This is a genomic window from Fodinibius sp. (assembly GCF_041642155.1).
GTDB lineage: Bacteria > Bacteroidota > Rhodothermia > Balneolales > Balneolaceae > Fodinibius.
The window spans coordinates 1-18,190 of sequence record NZ_JBEPWZ010000038.1; the positions used below are offsets into that span (position 1 = coordinate 1).

Annotated in this window: 19 protein-coding genes; 6 read left to right on the plus strand and 13 right to left on the minus strand. The window is 48.0% G+C overall.

The genetic code is table 11. The features are described from left to right. Positions 1-357 precede the first annotated feature (357 nt). The 9 genes from ACESLU_RS04145 to ACESLU_RS04185 form a co-directional block, all read right to left on the minus strand. Entirely contained in the window at positions 358-837 is a 480-nt protein-coding gene (locus tag ACESLU_RS04145; protein ID WP_372635552.1) for a DoxX family protein, read from the minus strand. Positions 838-991: 154 nt separating this feature from the next. Continuing rightward, on the minus strand, positions 992-1,483 hold the full coding sequence (locus ACESLU_RS04150) for a DUF4149 domain-containing protein (protein WP_372635555.1): 492 nt from the start codon (positions 1,481-1,483) through the stop codon (positions 992-994). A 293-nt stretch (positions 1,484-1,776) separates the two neighbouring features. Continuing rightward, positions 1,777-2,355, minus strand: a complete 579-nt coding sequence (locus ACESLU_RS04155; RefSeq protein ID WP_372635557.1) for a plastocyanin/azurin family copper-binding protein — start codon at positions 2,353-2,355, stop codon at positions 1,777-1,779. Positions 2,356-2,433: 78 nt separating this feature from the next. After that, a complete protein-coding gene (locus ACESLU_RS04160) occupies positions 2,434-2,853 on the minus strand; it encodes an OsmC family protein (protein ID WP_372635560.1) in 420 nt (139 codons plus the stop codon). A gap of 57 nt (positions 2,854-2,910) precedes the next feature. Then, on the minus strand, positions 2,911-3,321 hold the full coding sequence (locus tag ACESLU_RS04165; protein ID WP_372635599.1) for a cytochrome c: 411 nt from the start codon (positions 3,319-3,321) through the stop codon (positions 2,911-2,913). Positions 3,322-3,361: 40 nt separating this feature from the next. Further along, on the minus strand, positions 3,362-4,486 hold the full coding sequence (locus tag ACESLU_RS04170; RefSeq protein ID WP_372635562.1) for a hypothetical protein: 1,125 nt from the start codon (positions 4,484-4,486) through the stop codon (positions 3,362-3,364). Between the two features lie 49 nt (positions 4,487-4,535). Further along, positions 4,536-4,871, minus strand: coding sequence for a metal-sulfur cluster assembly factor (locus ACESLU_RS04175; protein ID WP_372635565.1), 336 nt, complete (start codon positions 4,869-4,871; stop codon positions 4,536-4,538). 9 nt (positions 4,872-4,880) lie between these two features. Next, a complete protein-coding gene (locus ACESLU_RS04180; RefSeq protein ID WP_372635568.1) occupies positions 4,881-5,123 on the minus strand; it encodes a DUF2249 domain-containing protein in 243 nt (80 codons plus the stop codon). Positions 5,124-5,210: 87 nt separating this feature from the next. Then, positions 5,211-5,561, minus strand: a complete 351-nt coding sequence (locus ACESLU_RS04185) for a ferredoxin family protein (protein WP_372635570.1) — start codon at positions 5,559-5,561, stop codon at positions 5,211-5,213. A 162-nt stretch (positions 5,562-5,723) separates the two neighbouring features. On the opposite strand from ACESLU_RS04185, the gene ACESLU_RS04190 reads away from it, so the two are divergent. The 5 genes from ACESLU_RS04190 to ACESLU_RS04210 all read left to right on the plus strand — a co-directional run bounded on the left by ACESLU_RS04190 (position 5,724) and on the right by ACESLU_RS04210 (position 9,813). Continuing rightward, a complete protein-coding gene (locus ACESLU_RS04190; RefSeq protein ID WP_372635573.1) occupies positions 5,724-6,479 on the plus strand; it encodes a hypothetical protein in 756 nt (251 codons plus the stop codon). Between the two features lie 35 nt (positions 6,480-6,514). Continuing rightward, the gene (locus ACESLU_RS04195; RefSeq protein ID WP_372635575.1) at positions 6,515-7,141 is read left to right on the plus strand and encodes a helix-turn-helix transcriptional regulator; all 627 of its coding nucleotides are present in this window, start codon (positions 6,515-6,517) and stop codon (positions 7,139-7,141) included. Between the two features lie 89 nt (positions 7,142-7,230). Next, complete coding sequence (gdhA, locus tag ACESLU_RS04200) at positions 7,231-8,613, plus strand: NADP-specific glutamate dehydrogenase (RefSeq protein ID WP_372635577.1); 1,383 nt, start codon at positions 7,231-7,233, stop codon at positions 8,611-8,613. Then, a complete protein-coding gene (locus ACESLU_RS04205; protein WP_372635580.1) occupies positions 8,585-8,989 on the plus strand; it encodes a DUF488 domain-containing protein in 405 nt (134 codons plus the stop codon). The genes gdhA and ACESLU_RS04205 overlap by 29 nt, the downstream gene beginning before the upstream one ends. A gap of 59 nt (positions 8,990-9,048) precedes the next feature. Further along, positions 9,049-9,813 (plus strand): DUF2249 domain-containing protein, encoded by a 765-nt coding sequence (locus tag ACESLU_RS04210; RefSeq protein WP_372635583.1) that lies wholly within the window; start codon positions 9,049-9,051, stop codon positions 9,811-9,813. Between the two features lie 217 nt (positions 9,814-10,030). Here the strand turns inward: ACESLU_RS04210 and ACESLU_RS04215 are convergent, their stop codons facing one another. Together ACESLU_RS04215 and ACESLU_RS04220 are read right to left on the minus strand one after the other, a co-directional pair. Beyond that, complete coding sequence (locus ACESLU_RS04215; protein ID WP_372635586.1) at positions 10,031-12,310, minus strand: TonB-dependent receptor domain-containing protein; 2,280 nt, start codon at positions 12,308-12,310, stop codon at positions 10,031-10,033. 111 nt (positions 12,311-12,421) lie between these two features. Then, entirely contained in the window at positions 12,422-12,841 is a 420-nt protein-coding gene (locus tag ACESLU_RS04220) for a hypothetical protein (RefSeq protein ID WP_372635589.1), read from the minus strand. 189 nt (positions 12,842-13,030) lie between these two features. Here ACESLU_RS04220 and ACESLU_RS04225 point away from each other — a divergent pair, with 189 nt between their 5' ends. Further along, positions 13,031-13,597: a TetR/AcrR family transcriptional regulator gene (locus ACESLU_RS04225; RefSeq protein ID WP_372635591.1), complete on the plus strand. Its 567-nt coding sequence runs from the start codon at positions 13,031-13,033 to the stop codon at positions 13,595-13,597. A 413-nt stretch (positions 13,598-14,010) separates the two neighbouring features. On the opposite strand, the gene ACESLU_RS04230 is transcribed toward ACESLU_RS04225, so the two are convergent. Continuing rightward, entirely contained in the window at positions 14,011-17,097 is a 3,087-nt protein-coding gene (locus tag ACESLU_RS04230) for an efflux RND transporter permease subunit (protein ID WP_372635594.1), read from the minus strand. A gap of 21 nt (positions 17,098-17,118) precedes the next feature. After that, positions 17,119-18,190, minus strand: a 1,072-nt coding sequence (locus ACESLU_RS04235; RefSeq protein WP_372635597.1) for an efflux RND transporter periplasmic adaptor subunit, incomplete at its 5' end; no start/stop codon positions are given.

The following is an 18,190-nucleotide window of genomic DNA, read 5'->3' on the forward strand; positions in this document are numbered from 1 at the left end:
AATTACCATATTCTGACGCTCATTCATATTGTTTGGATACATGATATTGTAGTGGTTATAACGTCCCAGCATGTAATCGATTTCGCTATTCTATACAATGGCTTTCAAGCCGTTCAAGGACAAAAGTATAATTTCTTTCTAATTCGTAATCATGATACTGTAGTTTAATTCTTTCCTGACATATTGAAATAAACGCTCAGTCCTGATCATCTATTTAGTGTAGTACTGTTGGTATCACAGGCGAATACTACTTGGATCGAGCCAACTATAACATGTATTTTTTAATTAAGAAATTAGAATATACATTAGCCTTCAGGATGGTGCCGGATATTTTAATCGCGCGCTTACGTTCGTCGATTACAGCTTCTTTTCTTCGGTTAAAAACAATTCTAAATCAAGCGACCACTTTCCACCTCCTTCTATCACCAGAAACAGACTGCCCAGCCACATAGCCCAGTCGGTGCGCATTTCGTGAGCCATGCTCCAGAATCCATAGGTGCTGAGATCTCTCAGAACAAACGGACCAAAGCTTTCCCCGAAAGCAATGGGAATTTTGGTTACAATGATGGCAACCGTCATAATGAAAAAAGTGGTTAATGCCCCGATGCGGGTAAAAAGCCCTGCCAGGATGAGTAGACCGGCAAGAATTTCAAACACTCCTACAAAATATCCGAAGAATTCCGGAGCCGGAAAGCCCATACTCTCGAAACGTCCCATCCCCCGTTGGGCCGCGTACAGAAACTTTTGGATGCCTTCCGATAGAAAAACGGATCCAACCATCAGGCGAATCAGGATAGTTGTTTTTGCATCATCGGTTTGCAGAATTTGATGTAACATCGCTATGGTTTGAAGTTAACGGATTGAAAGGCCTTAAATAAGTAGTTTGCAAATATAATTGTACCTATAATAATTATACCTATAGATGGCTTCGTTCTGCTTTATTGAAGTAAATAAAAAAAGTTGATTATACAGCCTTCGGGCTGTATTGGCGTCAGCCACGCAGCAGCCGCAGGGCGAAATAGAGAACAGCCAGTCCCAAAAGCAGGTTAAGCCGTCCCAGCCAGCGCGAGAGCATTCGCATGCTTTTCGCTCGATCACTATCCGGTTGTTCGTCCATCAGCTCCGCAGCTTTGGGACCCGCATAGAAGTCGTGGATCCCGCTTATCATCAGGACCGCGGCAAACAGTTGTAATTTGATAAACAGCCTGCCTCCAAAAACATCAACCCAGAAAGAAGCAGTCAGCAGCTGTTCCGGGGTATATCCACGCGTTAGCAAATTCGTAATTCCCGTAACTATAAGAATAATAAACAGAATCCATGAAATGCGGCTGAATTTACGGCCAACCAAAGCAAAGAAAGCTCCCTTCTTCTTTTTCAGCAAGGCGTGTCGTGAGGCGGGGACCAGTACGCCGGCTGTAAAGAGCATACCTCCGATCCAGAAAACCGCAGATAGCAAGTGGATAAATACGGACAAGTGGTACATTTCAGTTCATAAACTAAATTAGGGGACTCATATTCTTTCTGTAAGAATTTTCACAACCTGTGTATTCCTGAACCACTTTCCCGGGTCCCCGGGGCCGGACCGGTTTCACAAAATGACGTTAACAGCCTCTGAAACGCCTTAGCGGGGAAAACCAGAGAAGTGCCTCCCCGGCCGCACTGCGGGGTTCAGCATAGCAGAACAGGTTTTGAAAACCCTCTCCTCAATAAAAAAGGCAGCTGGTAACCAGCTGCCTTTTTATAAATTCAGATCAATTACATGTAAATGTTGAAATCTTATTCAACGTTTAATGTCCCCCGCATGCCGGCTGCATAGTGCCCGGGGAAAGAACAGATATACTCATATTCTCCGGTTTCTTCAGGTGCCGTGAATGTAACTTCCACGGTTTCACCTCCACCCGCCAATTCTGTCTGGGCAAGGATTTGATCGGACATATCAGCGGGGATATAGTCGTTATCCTTGGCCTGTGAGGCGGCATTGACAAAAGCGTTGACATCAGCCGACAATGTTAACAGCACAAAGTTATGGGCCATAGCCGTGGCCGGAAGATCGCTTTCGGTAGTGAGGACAATACGGATTTCTTCTCCGGGTTCGGCTGATATACTTTCAAGCAGCAGGTAATCGCCGGATTCTCCGCCGGTAGAAATACCGTCTTCGTCACTTTCCACCGTAAACTTCATCTGGTCAATGCCGATCATTTCAATGGTACGGACATCACCGGACTGATCCGCCGTGCTACTTTGGGCTTCTGTGGTGGTCTCATCAGCTTGCTGTTGCTGCTGGTCGCCTGAACCGCCGCCGCATGCCGTGGTGATAAAAAACATGAGAGGCAATAGATAAGTTAGGTATCGCATAATGGTTGGTATATAGTTTAATAGTTTTAAATTCGATTAGAACCCTAAATATAAGGTTCTAATCAATACAAAACGTAGTTAATTTAAAGTTGCTTCGAGTGTAATATTGGTCGCTGCCAGTGCCTTGGAAACAGGGCAGCCTCCTTTGGCCCCTTCGGCAATCTCCCGGAAGGTATCTTCATCAATATCCGAAACTTCCGCATGGGTAATAAGCTTGATCCCGGTGATCTCACCCTTGTTGCCGTCCAATGTTACTTCGGCTTTGGTTTTGACCGATTTCGGTTCATAACCTGCTTCGTCCAGTTCATTGGAAAGAGCCATCGAAAAACAACCGGCGTGTGCGGCTCCAATCAGCTCTTCGGGATTGGACCCCTTACCATCTTCAAACCGCGAAGCGAAGGTATAGTTCCCTTTATAAGAACCGCTTTCCAGCTCCATCGTCCCCTTTCCACTCTTCAGATTGCCATTCCATTGTGCATTTGCTTTTTTTGTAGGCATAATACGAGGTATTTTAGTTAGTCATTATGTGTTAGTTATAAGGTATTTCAACAGAATTTAATTTCCTTTATTTCGTACTTTTTCTACTTCTTCTACTGAAACGATTGAGACGTCATTCCCCCAGCTTGTGCGTTTATGGCTAACAATTGCCGCCACTTCCTCATCTGAAAGCTGCTCTGCAAACGGGGGCATGATAACGGAGTACTCCACCCCTTCGATCGTTTCCCCTTCCATGCCAAAGAGGATAACTTCAGTGAGCCGGATGGGATCTTCGTCCGTCACCACGGGATCACCCCCCAGAGCGGGAAAAGCACCGGGCACACCCTCCCCGTTCGACTGGTGACAACTTGTGCGATAAAGGGTGCCTCCCTTATTGACATCTGCGGCGTGGGGCCCCGGCCTGTCCCTCTGGCTAAAACCTTTTCCTTTTCGACCGTCAGGTAACGTTGAACGGAAAATACAGCAGATGGTTCATTCATGGATGCAAACGGTTATAATCATTATGGAGTTACGCTTGTTTGTTTTGATTCATGGAAAATTGGCGTCGTTTCCGGAGGCCATCCCGCAACAGAAAGAAAAGGATGCCGCCCAGGAACAGGAGGATGGCCGCCACGTTCCCATAGCTGCCTGTTTTCCTGATGGCCGGCAGCCAAAACAGATCGCCCACCACCCGTATCAGCAAGAATCCGTGTAAGAGCAGCAGTGGCCCGTAAAAGTAAGGATGATAAGGGACCAGCTTCCCGGAAAGCGATGGAATGATGACCGAGGCATGGGCAAAAATCATGCTGAATACAAAGCCCACGAATATCATGTGCAGCAGGGCGTCGTACATGGGTCCCGCCGTGGGAAAGCCCTGCCAGAGGCTAAAGAGTCCCGCCAACACCAGCCAGCCGTAGCCGGTCAGCAAGCTGATGGCGCTGTAGCGGGTCCACTCCACCGATCTGATGGTGCGGCGGGCCACATCATATTTAAAAAGCCAGCCGGCCTGTGCGATGAGGGAAACAGAGGCCCCGGCCCATCCAATCGGGCGGTTGATATGAGAAAAGGCTGTGGCGGCGATCCAGATGACGATAAGGGCCACGAACAGGTGTTGAGCGCGTTTAGGGGGGCGCATGATACGATTGAGTTCCAACCGCTCCCCGAAGATGGTCAGCAGAGGAAACCCCGCCCACCAGGCCACGAGGTTGAAAATAGGCGGATCAAACAGGAAAAGGATGTTTCCGACCAACAGGGCGGCCGCCCCCAGCGCCATGATAAGATGATGAGCTACCGGCTGCATGTTATAGAGGTAGAGCATGATCGCCAGCAGGAAAAAAGATCCGGCGATAAACAACAGCTTCGCTGGGACCATAAAACCCGAAAGGACCAGGATGGTGGAAATACCCAGCAACACCGGGGCCATATACGCCCACATTTTCTCCAGCGCGGCCGCCCGTTCCAGCCCGATAAGGGTCCCCAGGAATCCGTTGACCATGAGCGGACCGTGGGCCATGGGAGAAATAGCGGAAGCAGTCCCTGCCAGGAATCCCAGCCGAACCAAGCCTGCGTGCAGTCCGGTCAACAAGCCGATCGCTGCTACTATGAGCAGGCTTACCAATATATATGTTGAAGCTGAAGCCTTGCGGAATGTCATTAATAACTAATTATTGCAGATATTTACGTAACACATTGCAAAATTTAAATCACGACATCTGGGCCCGAGGCGGGGGGTGCGCAAAGAATTCAACCTCCCTGTCAATCATATCCACCGTCCAGTCCGGCTCCCAGACCAACTTTGTCTCGTACTCCTCGATGGCTGCGATGGAGCTCAGGGCCTCCTCAATTTGCTGTTGAAGGTAACGGCGCATGGGACAGCCCGGCGTGGTGGTGGTATATTCCACAATCACTTTGCCATCGCCGGACAAAATGTTGTAAACCAGACCGAGATCAACAATATTGACGCCCAGTTCGGGGTCGATAACATCGCGGAGCTGCCGGACTATCCTGCGCCGATCTATGGAGGGAGTCTTGCTGTTCATACCTTTAGTTTAATTTTCCACTTTGCCAATCCGCACTTTCCATACGTCGGGACCTTCTTCCAGGTATTCCCAGCTGAAGTTTTCCTCCCCATGTACGGCCGCCATCTGGTAGCCCAGCGGTTTGGGATCATGATCGTTGATTATCATAAAGGTTTCGCCCTCCTCCAGGGCATCATAGGTATCAAAAATAGTGGAATGCTTTTTATGAGGGGCTATTTTACGTACGTCGATTTTTTCTATCGTATCAGGCATTGTTTCAGAATTTCGTTATTTGATAATAGTTATTTGATATTTGTCAATTCTTATATGTTTGACCCAATAACGAATAACCTATAACCATTACACTGTTTCTTCTTCCCAGCTTTCGATCAGGTGTTCGCGCTTGTTCTCACGGCCGCTCCATTCGTCAACTTCGGGCAGCGGTTCCTTTGCTTCGTTGATGACATGGTCATCCCATTCTTCAGAAAGGCGATCATTTAAGTCGATATAATCCTCCCATTCCAGGGGCACTTCATCGTCTGGGAAGATCGCCTCTTCCGGGCATTCAGCCACACATGCGTCACAGTCAATGCATTCAAAAGGGTCTATCACCAGGAAATTGGGTCCCTCTCGAAAAGCATCGACCGGACAGACCGCAGCGCAGTTGGTGTGTTTGCACTGTATGCAGGGATCCGTTACTACGTAAGCCATAAAGCCTGAATGATCATGAGTTCCAATTGCTTGGCCTTAAGGTAGGAGTCCCGAAAATCAATTTCAACTATAAAAACGGTTTTAACCTTTTTTATTGACTTGTACTATAATCATCGGTATTTTACCTATGCAGTGAAAAACCGACAACGTTATCACAAGAACATGAAAAAGACCAAACAATCGCTGGATAGCCTGACGCCTGATGCCACCCTCTCCCAGATTACCTCAGCCCACCGGCAAGTCAATGAACTGTTAACGTCTATCGGGCTGGAACCGTCCGCCCACAGCAATGAAACACTGCGGGCCGTATGCCAGCAGCGCCAATGGAATGAGTCGGAAGTACTGCACTGGATCAAGAAACAAACCCTCGCTCCTGACGCCCCCGATCCTGACGATCTCCGGCCGGATGAACCTGAACGTAGTACGAACCTGTCGAAATGGTGGGAGTATATAATCGAAGTATTTCATCCATTCAATATTGATCTTCTGAATAAGATTGACGGCACTTTCCCGAGAGTTGCCAAAGTGCATGGTAATCAATATCCACGGCTAAAACACATGCGTGAGCATTTCAAAAGGTTCAGCGGGGACCTCGAGCTCTATTTTAAATTCGAAAGCATGAAGCTCTTTCCCCTTGCTGAGAAGCTTGACGAACCGGGACAACAGCTTTTGAATGGAACTATCCGAAAGCTGGAGCAGAGCATCCATATTGTGGAGAAAGATCAGCGGAGATTGCTGCGGTTGATGAATGTACTTCGCGAAAAAGGCCACCAGTTTGAAAACCCCGAAGGAGCCTGCGCCACGTTTCGCATTCTGAACCAGCATTTCAAGATGCTTGAAGAACAGCTTAAAAAGCAGTTCAAAGTGGAAAAAGAGATTATTGTTCCAATTATCCAACAAAAACTGGATAGAATATAATGTTTTGCCTGTAATTTCAATTTAAACATCTCGTTATGATCAGCGGCTCTAAAAAAGAACTCCTCGACCTTATTAAGCGAACAGGCACGCTCTCTATGGATGACGCCGTAGAACAACTCGAACTGGCGAAAACAACACTTCGCGAGCATCTGTTGCAACTCGAGCGGGACGGTTATGTGGAGCGCGACTATGTGCGGTCCGGCCGGGGTCGCCCCAGCCTGCATTATCAGCTTACCTCCAGGGGAAACAGTCTGTTTCCCTCTTCCGAGTCGGCCCTGATCCGCGAAATGATCAGCTATCTGAAATCCCAGGGAAAAGAAGAAACCGTTGAAGATTTTTTTGAAACATTTTGGGAAGACCGGCTAATAAACACAAGAAAAAAAATAGCCGATGCTCCGGCCGATAAACCGGAAGTGCGAGTACAGATTTTGATGGACATGCTGGACAAAGAGGGATTTATGCCGGAATACCATATGGATGAGGAAGCAGATACCCTGACGGTCAAAGAGTGTAATTGTCCCTTTAGTGAAGTTGTAAAGGAGACCCGCCTTCCCTGCAAACTGGAAGAACTGTTCTATAAGAAATTATTCAATGAAAATGCAGAACGAACCACTTATATCGCCGAGGGAGATTACTCCTGCACCTATAACATCCCGTTATGACCCGGAATAATGTATTTTTTAATGACAATAGTATTTAATATATATTCAACTGCCGATTCATGTTTTATTAAATATATAATTGTTGAATAATGAAAAATCATACTAAAAAAGGATCCAGTCATAATCATCCAGGGACCTATTCCATAGATTCCTTCATGAAAAAATTAAAAGCAAAAAATCCGGGGGAAAAAGAATTTCACGAGGTCGTGCAGGAAGTCCTCGAATCGGTTTGGGATACGCTTAAGAATCACCCGACCTATTTTCGTGCGAATATTTTAGATCGAATAACTGAACCTGAACGTATTATTATGTTCCGTGTGCCCTGGACCGATGATGAGGGCGAAGTGTATGTAAACCGCGGGTACCGGGTGGAATTCAATTCGGCCATCGGCCCGTACAAGGGAGGGCTGCGATTTCACCCATCTGTGAACCTCGATATTCTAAAGTTTTTGGCCTTCGAACAGATTTTCAAAAACAGCCTGACAACCATGCCAATGGGGGGCGCCAAAGGCGGGGCGAATTTTGATCCCAAGGGAAAATCGGATAGCGAGATTATGCGTTTTTGTCAATCCTTTATGACCGAGCTGTATCGCCATATCGGTCACAATACCGACGTGCCGGCCGGGGATATCGGCGTTGGAAAAAGAGAGATCGGCTACCTGTTCGGCCAGTACAAGCGGCTGCAGAATGAGTATACCGGTGTTTTGACCGGAAAAGCACTGGAGTGGGGCGGGAGTAAATTGCGACCGGAAGCCACGGGCTATGGAACAGTCTACTTTGTCCGGGAAATGTATGCCTCGCGCAGCGAAACGCTGGAAGGAAAAACCGTAACGATATCCGGTTCCGGGAATGTAGCGCAGTATGCGGCCGAAAAGGCTGTGCAGCTGGGCGCCAAAGTTATCTCACTTTCCGACTCTGACGGGACGATTCACGACCCGGATGGTATTGACGAAGATAAGTTGAAATACGTAATGCATCTTAAAAATGTGGAACGGGGACGCATTCGCGAGTATGCCCGCAAATATGAGGTCAGGTATATAGAAAACGGAAAGCCCTGGAATCTGTCCTGTGATGTGGCCCTGCCCTGTGCTACTCAAAATGAAATTAACGCCGACGATGCCACAGCGCTCGTTGAAAATGGATGTGAATGCGTTGCCGAAGGAGCCAACAAACCGGCGCAGCGCGAAGCGATAAAAATATTTCTGGACAGCGAGATTCTTTTTGGCCCCGGCAAGGCCGCCAATGCCGGCGGCGTTGCGGTATCGGGACTGGAAATGACCCAAAATGAGATGCGAATCCAGTGGTTGCGCAAGGAAGTAGATAGTAAGCTTCAGGATATCATGAAGGAGATCCACGACTCCTGCGTCGCCTACGGAGACACCGGCAACGGCTATATCAATTATGTCCAGGGGGCCAATATCGCCGGTTTTATCAAAGTGGCGGATGCGATGTTACACCAGGGCGTGGTTTAATATTTTAGATAGGATAACTTTTATCATTCAATTACAAATCAAACGCATTTACGAAGATCCTTCGCAGGCAGATGGATATCGCGTGCTAGTGGATCGACTCTGGCCACGCGGTGTTTCCAAAGAGGATGCCCAACTGGATGAGTGGCTCAAAGAAATTGCACCATCCACTAAATTGCGTAAGTGGTTTGATCACGATCCCGACAAATTTGATGAGTTTTCGGATCGTTACAAAGGTGAGTTAAGCCGGAAAGAAGAAGTGGTGGATCGCTTGCTCAACATAGCGGAAGAGCAGCGGGTAACACTGCTGTATGCCGCCAGGGATGAAACGCATAATCATGCGACCGTCTTGAAAGAATTTTTAGATACCTGCGATTGAAAACCTGATGAAGTGTTCAACAACAAGGTTTAATAGTCAAAGCCATATAAAATAGAACCATGAGCAACACAACAAGCCCAACACAAGTACTGGATGTACGTTCACTGATACCAATTAAACGACACGAAAAACTGCTGAAGCTCTTTAGGGAACTGCCGGCTGGAGAAAGCTTTGTCTTTATCAATGATCACGATCCCAAACCGCTCTATTACGAATTTCGATCGATATATGGCGATGTCGTCGGCTGGGAATACCTGCAACGCGGCGGACAGGAATGGAAAGTCCGCGTAACGCGTACAGAAGAATCACAGGGACGTGAATTCGAAGATATTTCAACGCTTATGGATTTACGAAAGGTAGATCCAGGGGACTGGAAATATGCCGTTTTCCATCGCTACGGGATGATGCTGAAAGGGGATACGATGGAAATTATCTCCGAGAAGGACCCGGGAGAAATCCGAAAAATATTTAGGAAAAAATTCAACGGTGAGTATACCTGGTCCTATAAAAAAGACCGGCCGGGCGAATACGTGATCCATGTAACCAAAAAAGAAGAAACCGATCCCGCCCTTGAAGATGTTTCGATCGTCAATTCATTTGACGTGCGCCCGCATGCTCCGGCAAAACGACACGATATGGTCTTTGACGCTTTTGAAGAGCTGAATCCCGGCGAAGCGTTTGTCTTTATTAATGACCACGATCCCAAGCCGCTCTATTACCAGATGGAGGCCGAAAACGAGGAACCGTTCCAGTGGGAGTACCTGGAAACGATGCCCAAAGAGTGGAAGGTGAAGGTGATGAAGCTGAAGGATAAAAAACAGTAGTCAATCCACAATTTACCAAGTCATTATTCTGGTGCCTGGAACATCCGCTATTGGGAATATCTGCAGGTATAATGTTTCAAAGAGGTGCTGAAAACAGGAGCTGCAAAGAACAGAAAGGCAGTGCGCCAAATAGTGCGGCTCGCTTATTGAACCTGGAATCAATAATGATAAAAGGGGATACGTACAAGGTATCCCCTTTGAATATAGATTTTTGATTTTACAGTGATGACAAAACCCCCTTCCATTTCAGCTCCACAAACAGACTTCGCCCGGGATCGTTGAGGGGCCTCGTTGACCCTTGCAGGCTTCTGTTCAGGTGCTCGTGATAAGTTACGCCGAACAGGTTGTTAACACCGGCTGAAAGTTGCATGCCGCGGCCCAACTGAGAGCTCAGCTTAACGTTTGTGATTAGGTACCCATCCGTCGGCTGCTCGTCAAACGATCCGGCCACGCGGGTTTGCGCAGCTACACCCCGCAGGTGCAGCCGGGGAATCAGCTTGCCATTGAGAAAGCCATAATCCACCTTAAGGTTAGCCTCGTAGGCGGGAATCTGGGGCAGGGCTTCATTTGCCGTTAAATTCCGGCCGATGGTATAAGCTGTGGACAGGTTGTAGCCCAGATCGTTTCGCCCGTTATTTTTCAGGGTCAACTCAAAGCCGTACAAGACAGCTTCATCCACATTCACAAACTGCCTGACGCCCGGCGCGCCCTGCTGCTTCGGATTCAGATCAGGGCGAACTTCCGCACTGATATAGTCAGTCAAATAGCTGTAAAACAGCGATCCTTCTGCACTGATAGACTTGTCCGTGTAGATGAGCATCGCATCCACCTGGCGGTTCAACTCGGATTTCAGCTGCGGATTACCCACATACTCGTAAGGGTCCATGCCGATTGCCAGATAGTTGACAAACAGTTCATCCATGCCGGGATAGCGCTCCGAACGCCCCATCCAAAAGCCGGTAGTCCAGTTGGAATGAAGATCTTTGGTGAATCCGGCACTGACGCTCCAGCCCGGGTGCTCCTGATCAAGATCCTCCAAATTTCCTCCGAAATAAGGATCGGGATCGCTGGCGTTGGAGTAATAATAATCGAACCGGGAAGCCAATACTACATTCCAATCGGCGATATTCGGCTGATATTCCACTACGCCGCCAAAACGATTGCGTTTGCCGCCCTGCCAGACGTTGTCTGTGACTGTTTCACCGGCCATGGAACCCATTATAAAATCGCGGGTCCGGAAACCTTCCATATAACGCAGCGTGGCATCAGTTCCCAGGGTCCAGCTGCCGGCTGCGCCAGGGAGCACATAAGAAAGATCATAGCCGTAGGTTTCGGTGGACAGATCGGTAACGGCTTCTGTCATGCTCGACATCTCCCGGTCAAGGTTGTCCATTAGGTGCTCGACATGAGAGACGAATACCGAGCTCTGCAACCGCCCCTTGCCCAAATCACTGTTTGTGTACATCAGTGTAGTATTCGTAATGTCATCGTTTCGCATATCCATCATCAGTGCCGGATATTGGACATCCCGCGCAAAATTTTGGCTCAACTTGGCTTTAATAGCGTTCGCATCATTTAACTGTACCGATGTTTCCACCGTATACTCGGCATTGGACATGCCGGAGCTGACGTTATTCCCCGAACCATCCTCATAATTTTCTGTAGATGCAAAAGCCCCGTATACACTAGTCGTCCAGCGCCCTCCCTCTTTTTTAATGCCGCCGGCATATCGCTGCCGGTCGATATTACTTTCATAGCCGACCGTAACATAACTCGACAGTACGGGATCGCGGTAATAATCCGGCTGTTGCGATTTGAAATTAATTACACCGCCAAACGAAGGTCCGTGCTTTAGGGCGTAGGGACCTTTCAGGATTTCCACCTCCTCGATATGCTCCATCTGGATGTGCGAGGTGGGAGGATCCATGCGGTTTGGGCAGGCACCCTGCGACTGAAGCACTCCGTCCATTTCAACCATCAGCTGGTTCTTCTGAAAACCGCGCAGTACGGGGTCAACGCCGAACCCACCTCCTTTGCGAATACCCGAAATATTGGGCGAATCTTTCAGAAATTGTCCCGCATCGTGCGAAAGGTTGACCGTCGAATTCGCATCCATAAATTGATGCGGCCGGTTGGAAGCCTTGCGAACCAGCACGGTAACGGGGCTCATGGCCTCTGTAGACTTTCGCAAAGCAATTACGGCGGGTTCTTCTGTGATTTCCTCAGCCAAAAGGGTTGTGGTTTTTGTTTTATACCCTACAAACGTGATGCGAAGGGTAAGTTCGTCAGCATCGGCGGTAAGACTGAATTCGCCGTTTACATCTGTTGCGGTGGTTATATCACCTTCGGTTGAGTGCACGTGAGCACCGGTCAGCGGAGCGCCGGTTGACTCATCTAAAATTATACCGGTAAAGGTATGTTGCGCCCAGGCGGAAGGTGACAGGGCCAAAAGAAGGAATAGTACGAATGTCAAAGAAAACTTTTTTTGTAAACGCATGATTCTGATATATTTTGTTTCTTCCGTATCACAAACGGATACAGCTATAGCAATAGCATTACCACACTGCGATACAGACGGAATACGAAGATTAATTAAGAAAAAAGTTGATCATGCGTTGAGGCGGGGCGGATGGAAAATATCATCCGTAAAAATAAAAAAGGGGGTCTGTTCAGAGGCTGGAAGAATGGATTTCGGAGAAAAAGTAATCCCCTCCAAAGCCGAAACCAGCGGGGCTTTTATCTGAAATGGGGCTTTTGTGCCCACCGGATCATCCCCGTGATGATTGCAGCCGCAAAGCATTGCATTATTGGAGTCATCGTTTGAGGCGGTATGGTTACAGCTGCATGATTTCTTGCCGTCCAAAGAACAGGAGGAGCCGCAATCTCCATCCATACTGCAGACCATGACTTCCCCGTCATGATGTAAGTCCGGCTGCAGCACCAGCAGCGGAGACATACTTTGCAGCACCCATGTTCCAAAGAAAGAGAGCAATACAACTGACGATATGTTTTTTAACTTTTGAAGCATGCAACTCCCTTAAAAGAGTAATTTGTCTTAAAATACCGATTTTCTTTTGTTATTAAAAATGCGAGCGTGTTAAACACTGTACACGATGGTATTTTTTTAATAAAATCGTCCAATATAATTATGTACGCATAAAAATTTTGTATATTGTGAGCGATCGCTCACTTAAACGTTAACTGAACTCACGATCCATTGGCAACTACCAAAAAAGAAGCGATACAAGAGGCTGCATTAAAACTGTTTGTAGCTGACGGCATTGATGCGACTTCCATTCGTTCCATTGCCGAAGAGGCAGATACCGCCGAGGGAAATATCTATCGGCATTTTAAAAGCAAAAATGACCTTGCGCGGACTATTTTTTTAAACTGTGCCACAAAATTCAGGAATTCGCTCAAAGAATCAGTGCAGGACCTGTCTGATCCCAGACAACAGATCGAAAGATTAATCCGCACCATTTTTGAATTTTCGCTTGAGCACAAGCTCGAATTTTCATACATCATGATAGCCAATCACCGTGATGAAATTATTACGCAGGATTTACTGGCAAAACCGCTGCCTAAAGATGTGTTTGCTGATACCCTGCGGGCCGGACGTGAGCAGGAACTTTTCCAGTTTACCGAATCCACCATTGCGGTTGCCTGGATTGTCGGAATGGTGCAGCGCAGCATCATCTTTATGCAACGAAATATAACATCCCTTGAGCCGGAGCAGGTTATCAACGAAACGGTACAGGCTGTTTTAGGCATGCTGAAGCCGTAACAGGCGTTCTATTTTTTATTGGGCAGTTGTTATTTGCTCTATAAGGTCAAGCTTACTTTCGATTTGCCGAGAATCAGCAGTAATTACTGACCGATCGACGATGCTGAAGTTTTTGTCGGCTATTATAGAATAAAGCTCACCACATGGTGCATCGAACTGGGGTAATATTGTTGTCTTCAACGGTTTCAAAGGTTAAATCGGGAATTGTTCTTTCAATTGCCGGATCATGGGATTGTTGGGCATACACTGGTAAATTCAGCATAATAAATCCCATGAATATAAAAATGGAGATTTTGATAGCGTTAAACATCATTGAATTATATTTGAGGATGAATAAGAAACGTCCCCGGCTATCAACCGGGAACACTTGGGATTTATCTTGGTTAGGGATAGTGGGAAAACCGTTGTAGCATTTAGGACTGTTTGTTTAAGCTCAACTTTATTGTTAAATCATCGATTACCGTATAGAATACCGGTACTACAATCATCGTTAACAGGCTTGAAGCCGTAAGTCCGCCAATGATAACGATAGCCATGGGCGAAAACCGTTCGGCGCCCAGCGCCAGCTCAAGGGCCAGTGGAAGCATGCCGATCACCGTTGAAAACGTTGTCATCATAATGGGACGAAACCGGACGGCAACCGATTTTTTTACGATCTCTTCCCGGCTTTCCCCCTCCATCTGGTGCAGAATAAAATCAATAAGAATCACTGAGTTGTTCACAGCAATGCCAATCAGCAGTATAAAGCCGATTAGGACCGACATGGAGATAACCTTACCGGTAATGATTAAGGCCACCGCGGCTCCCACTGCAACAAGGGGTACGGCAAGCATTACGGTAAACGGGTGGATAAATGACCGAAACTGGGCAACCATCAGAAGGTAAACCGCAATGAGAGCGGCCAGCAGGGCCGAAAGCATTTGTGACCGGGATTCCTGCAGATCGGAATTTTCTCCCGTTACCTGTAGTTCGTAACCATTTGGTACGTCCATATCTGCAATTACTTTTTCAATATCAGCGATAACATGACTGAAGGCGCGGTCATAAGTAAAGCCAAGCACATCAGCCGTACGAATTAGGTTTTCACGAGTAATCAGGTTGGGGGCCAGTTCCACATCGGTTTGGGCAACGGATGAGAGGGACAGCCCGGGTTTTAGCCTGGTTTGCAGTACATCATCAAGCACCCTTCGGTTGGTAGAATCATACCGAACCACAATATCCGGGTCTGTGCCGTCGGGAGCATCCAGCCGGGTCACCGGGAGTCCGTCCACGGCGGCAAAGGTTTCCTGTGCTATATAGCCGGGCGTCAAGTTATAATAAGCAGTGTTCAGCCGATCGACGGTAAACTGCACTTCGGGACGTTCGAGGGTCCACTGCCGATAGACGTTTACTGCTCCCTCTACGGTACGTACCCGATCAGCCACCTCTTTGGCCAGCATGTTAAGTTGATTCAGATCAGGGCCCGAAATGCGCACATCAATGGGTGCCGAGGTTGTGCTTTTGGCGGTACCTCCCATCTCTTTGAGCACGGCCGTACGGATACCCGGAATACGATTTATTTTGTCCCGCAGCTGATCCTCGATATCCCAGATGGAACGGGCCCGCTCTTTGCGAGAAACCAGTTCAACGGTAATAAAAGCCTGTTGGACGCCCATGGCTCCCGCATCGCCTAAAAATTTGGCATCGGGCTCAAAACCGATTTGGGAGGTGTAGTTAATAACGTCCGGATCTCCATTAAGCAAATCCTCAATATCTCGTACGATTGATTTAGTCTGTTCAAAAGAGCTGCCCGCTTCTGCTTCCATCGAGATAAAGAATGATCCGGAATCCAGCTTCGGAAGTACTTCCATTCCTCTCATCGCCAGCAGAGCCATGCTTCCGATAAATATGATGAGCGTGGTGGCTAACAGGATGGCGCGGTGTTTCAGCGACCAATCCAGCAGCATTAAATAACCGTCCCGCAGTTTGTCCATGCTGCGATTAAAATAAGCAATGTACTTCTTGATCCGTGATCCGGTCTGGGTTTTGTTTCGCTCAAACAGGAAGAACAGCAGCGGGATGAGTGTTAGAGCCATCAGGATGGAAGCGCCAAAAGCAAAAATCATCGTAAGCGACAGCGGCCCGAAAACTTTGCCTACAAATCCGGTTAAAAACTGAAAGGGAATAAGTACGATCACCGTAGTGGCAACGCCAACCAGTACGGCAAAAAAGACTTCGCCCGTTCCTTCGACAGCGGCCTGTTTGGCGGTTAGATTTTCTTCATCGTAGTGCCGGCTGATATTTTCGATAACCACGACCGCTCCGTCTACCACCATACCGACTGCCAGGATAATAGCCGACAGGGTTACCAGATCGAGCTCCATACCGTTGAGTTTCATTAGGGCAAAAGTCAGCAGAAAACTCATAGGCATAGCAATACTTACAATAATAGCACGGCGAAAGCTTTCCAGAAAGGCGAAAATAATCAGCGAGGCCAAAAACAGAGCCAGCGCGATGGATGAGGCCATATTATTGGTAACCTGCTCGGTAAAAGAAGCCTCTTCCGTAGCAACTTCAAATTTTAAGTCGGGGTATTGCTGCCTGAGTTCCGGCAGCTCGGCGGTAACACGATCTACTACCTCTACGGTATTGGCATCGTCCTGCTGCAGCACCTGTACGGCTACCACCTCTGTTCCATTTGCCAAAAATGCACTTTTGGGATCAGCTACCCCGTCTTCCACTTGGCCAATATCTCCGATAAGCAGCCGCTGATTGTTCTCATTTTTTACAGGGATGTTTTGCAGCTCTTGGGCGGTAGTCAGTGACTCGTCAAAACGAAGCAGTACCTCGCGCCTGCTGTTGTCGATACTGCCCAGCGGTCTCGAAATATTCGCGGTTTCTACGGCCCGGCTGATGACGCTTAGCGTCAGGTTTGCCGCTTCCATGCGGTCGCGATCAATCGATATGTTAATCTGACGACGATAGCCTCCAAAAATATCAACCGATGCAACGCCCCGCAGACGCTGTAATGCAGGGGCTATTTCGTCATCGGCTATCTGTCGGACTTTTCGGAGATCACCGTCTTGAGCACTCACGCCAAGCGTAACCACCGGCTTGTCGCTTGAACTGACTTTGAGGATGCGAGGCTCACTGATTGATTCCGGCAGGCTTCCCCGAATGCGGCTGACCGCATTCTGAACATCCACCGCGGCCAAATCGACGCTTACATCATATTGAAATTCCGCCGTTACCATCGAAAGGCCATCCTGCGAGCTGGATGTTACTTTGGCTATGCCGTCGAGGGCAGCTACTTCCTCTTCCATATCTTCCGATACTTTTTCGGCTACATCCAGGGCGGTAGCTCCGGGATATTGTGTGAGAATGGTAACGATCGGGGGAGAAGTATCAGGAAACAGGGATATGGGAAGCGTGAAGTACGACTGTGCGCCAAATACCAGAATGGCAAGTGCCAGCGCATACATAGTGTACCTGTTATTTATTGAAAATCCTGCCCAGTTCATAAAATTGATATTTGTAAATAGTTATTCATTCGATGTTATGTCTCGGATGATTTCCACACGGTCACCGGATTCCACGTTACCAATTCCGGAACTGATAATTTTATCTGATGAGCGAACAGAGCCGCGAACCTGTTGGTAGTCGCCTTGCTGTATACCCAGTTCAACGGGGATTGCTTCGGCTTTCTGCTGATCGCTGACTTTGAAAACACGCGGTGAGTTTTCTCTTAAATCTACCGACGATACGGGTACCAACAGGGCATTTTTCTGCTCGTTGATTACAAACGTGAGTGAAACACCCGCCCCGGAAGGGCGATCGCCAATTGCTGGGTCGGGGAAAGCAATAAATGCTCGTACACTTCTGAAAGGCGGCTTGGCTTGTGAATCGATCCGTTCCACCTTTCCGATCGCGGTTTCCCCGTTGTCAAGTGTCATCGTTACGGGCGTTTCCTTTTGGATGCCTTTCCGGATATCCTGCTCCAGGATATCGGCATAAATAATCTTTTCCCCCTGATGGAAAAAGAAGATCGGCTGGCGGGGCCCTACGTTACTGCCTTCGCGAATCTCGATTGATCCTATTTTGCCGTCTGCGGGAGCTCGCATCCGGGTCTGCTTTTTACGCTCCTGCACTTCTCGTAGAGCTGCCTGTGCTGCGTTAAAGCTGCTCACAGCCTGTTCGTAGTTAAAAGCGGTCTTATTGAAAGCCGTTTGTGAAATAGCGCCCTCTTTGTAAAGCGTGCTGTCAGTCGCTACTTCCCGCTCCCAGAAAACCTTTGAGGATTCGGCTTTGTCAAATTCACTTTTTGCGCGCTCGTACTGGGCATCGAACTCCGGAACCGAAACCGTTGCAAGCAGCTGTCCTTTCTGTACACTGTCTCCCTCCTCGACCTGAATGGCATTGAGCGTCCCGCCTGTTCTAAAAGAGAGGAACCCGTCTTTTGTTCCCGCTACCGTACCCAGATAGGGAAGATTGGTGGCGAGCGTTTTTACGAATGGACGGGAAACTTCCACCGCAACAGCGGACTCTTGCTGCAGCGCATTCTCTTCTTGTTCGGTTGCTGAAGTACTGCTGCTGGTAAGCCACAAGGCTGTGACG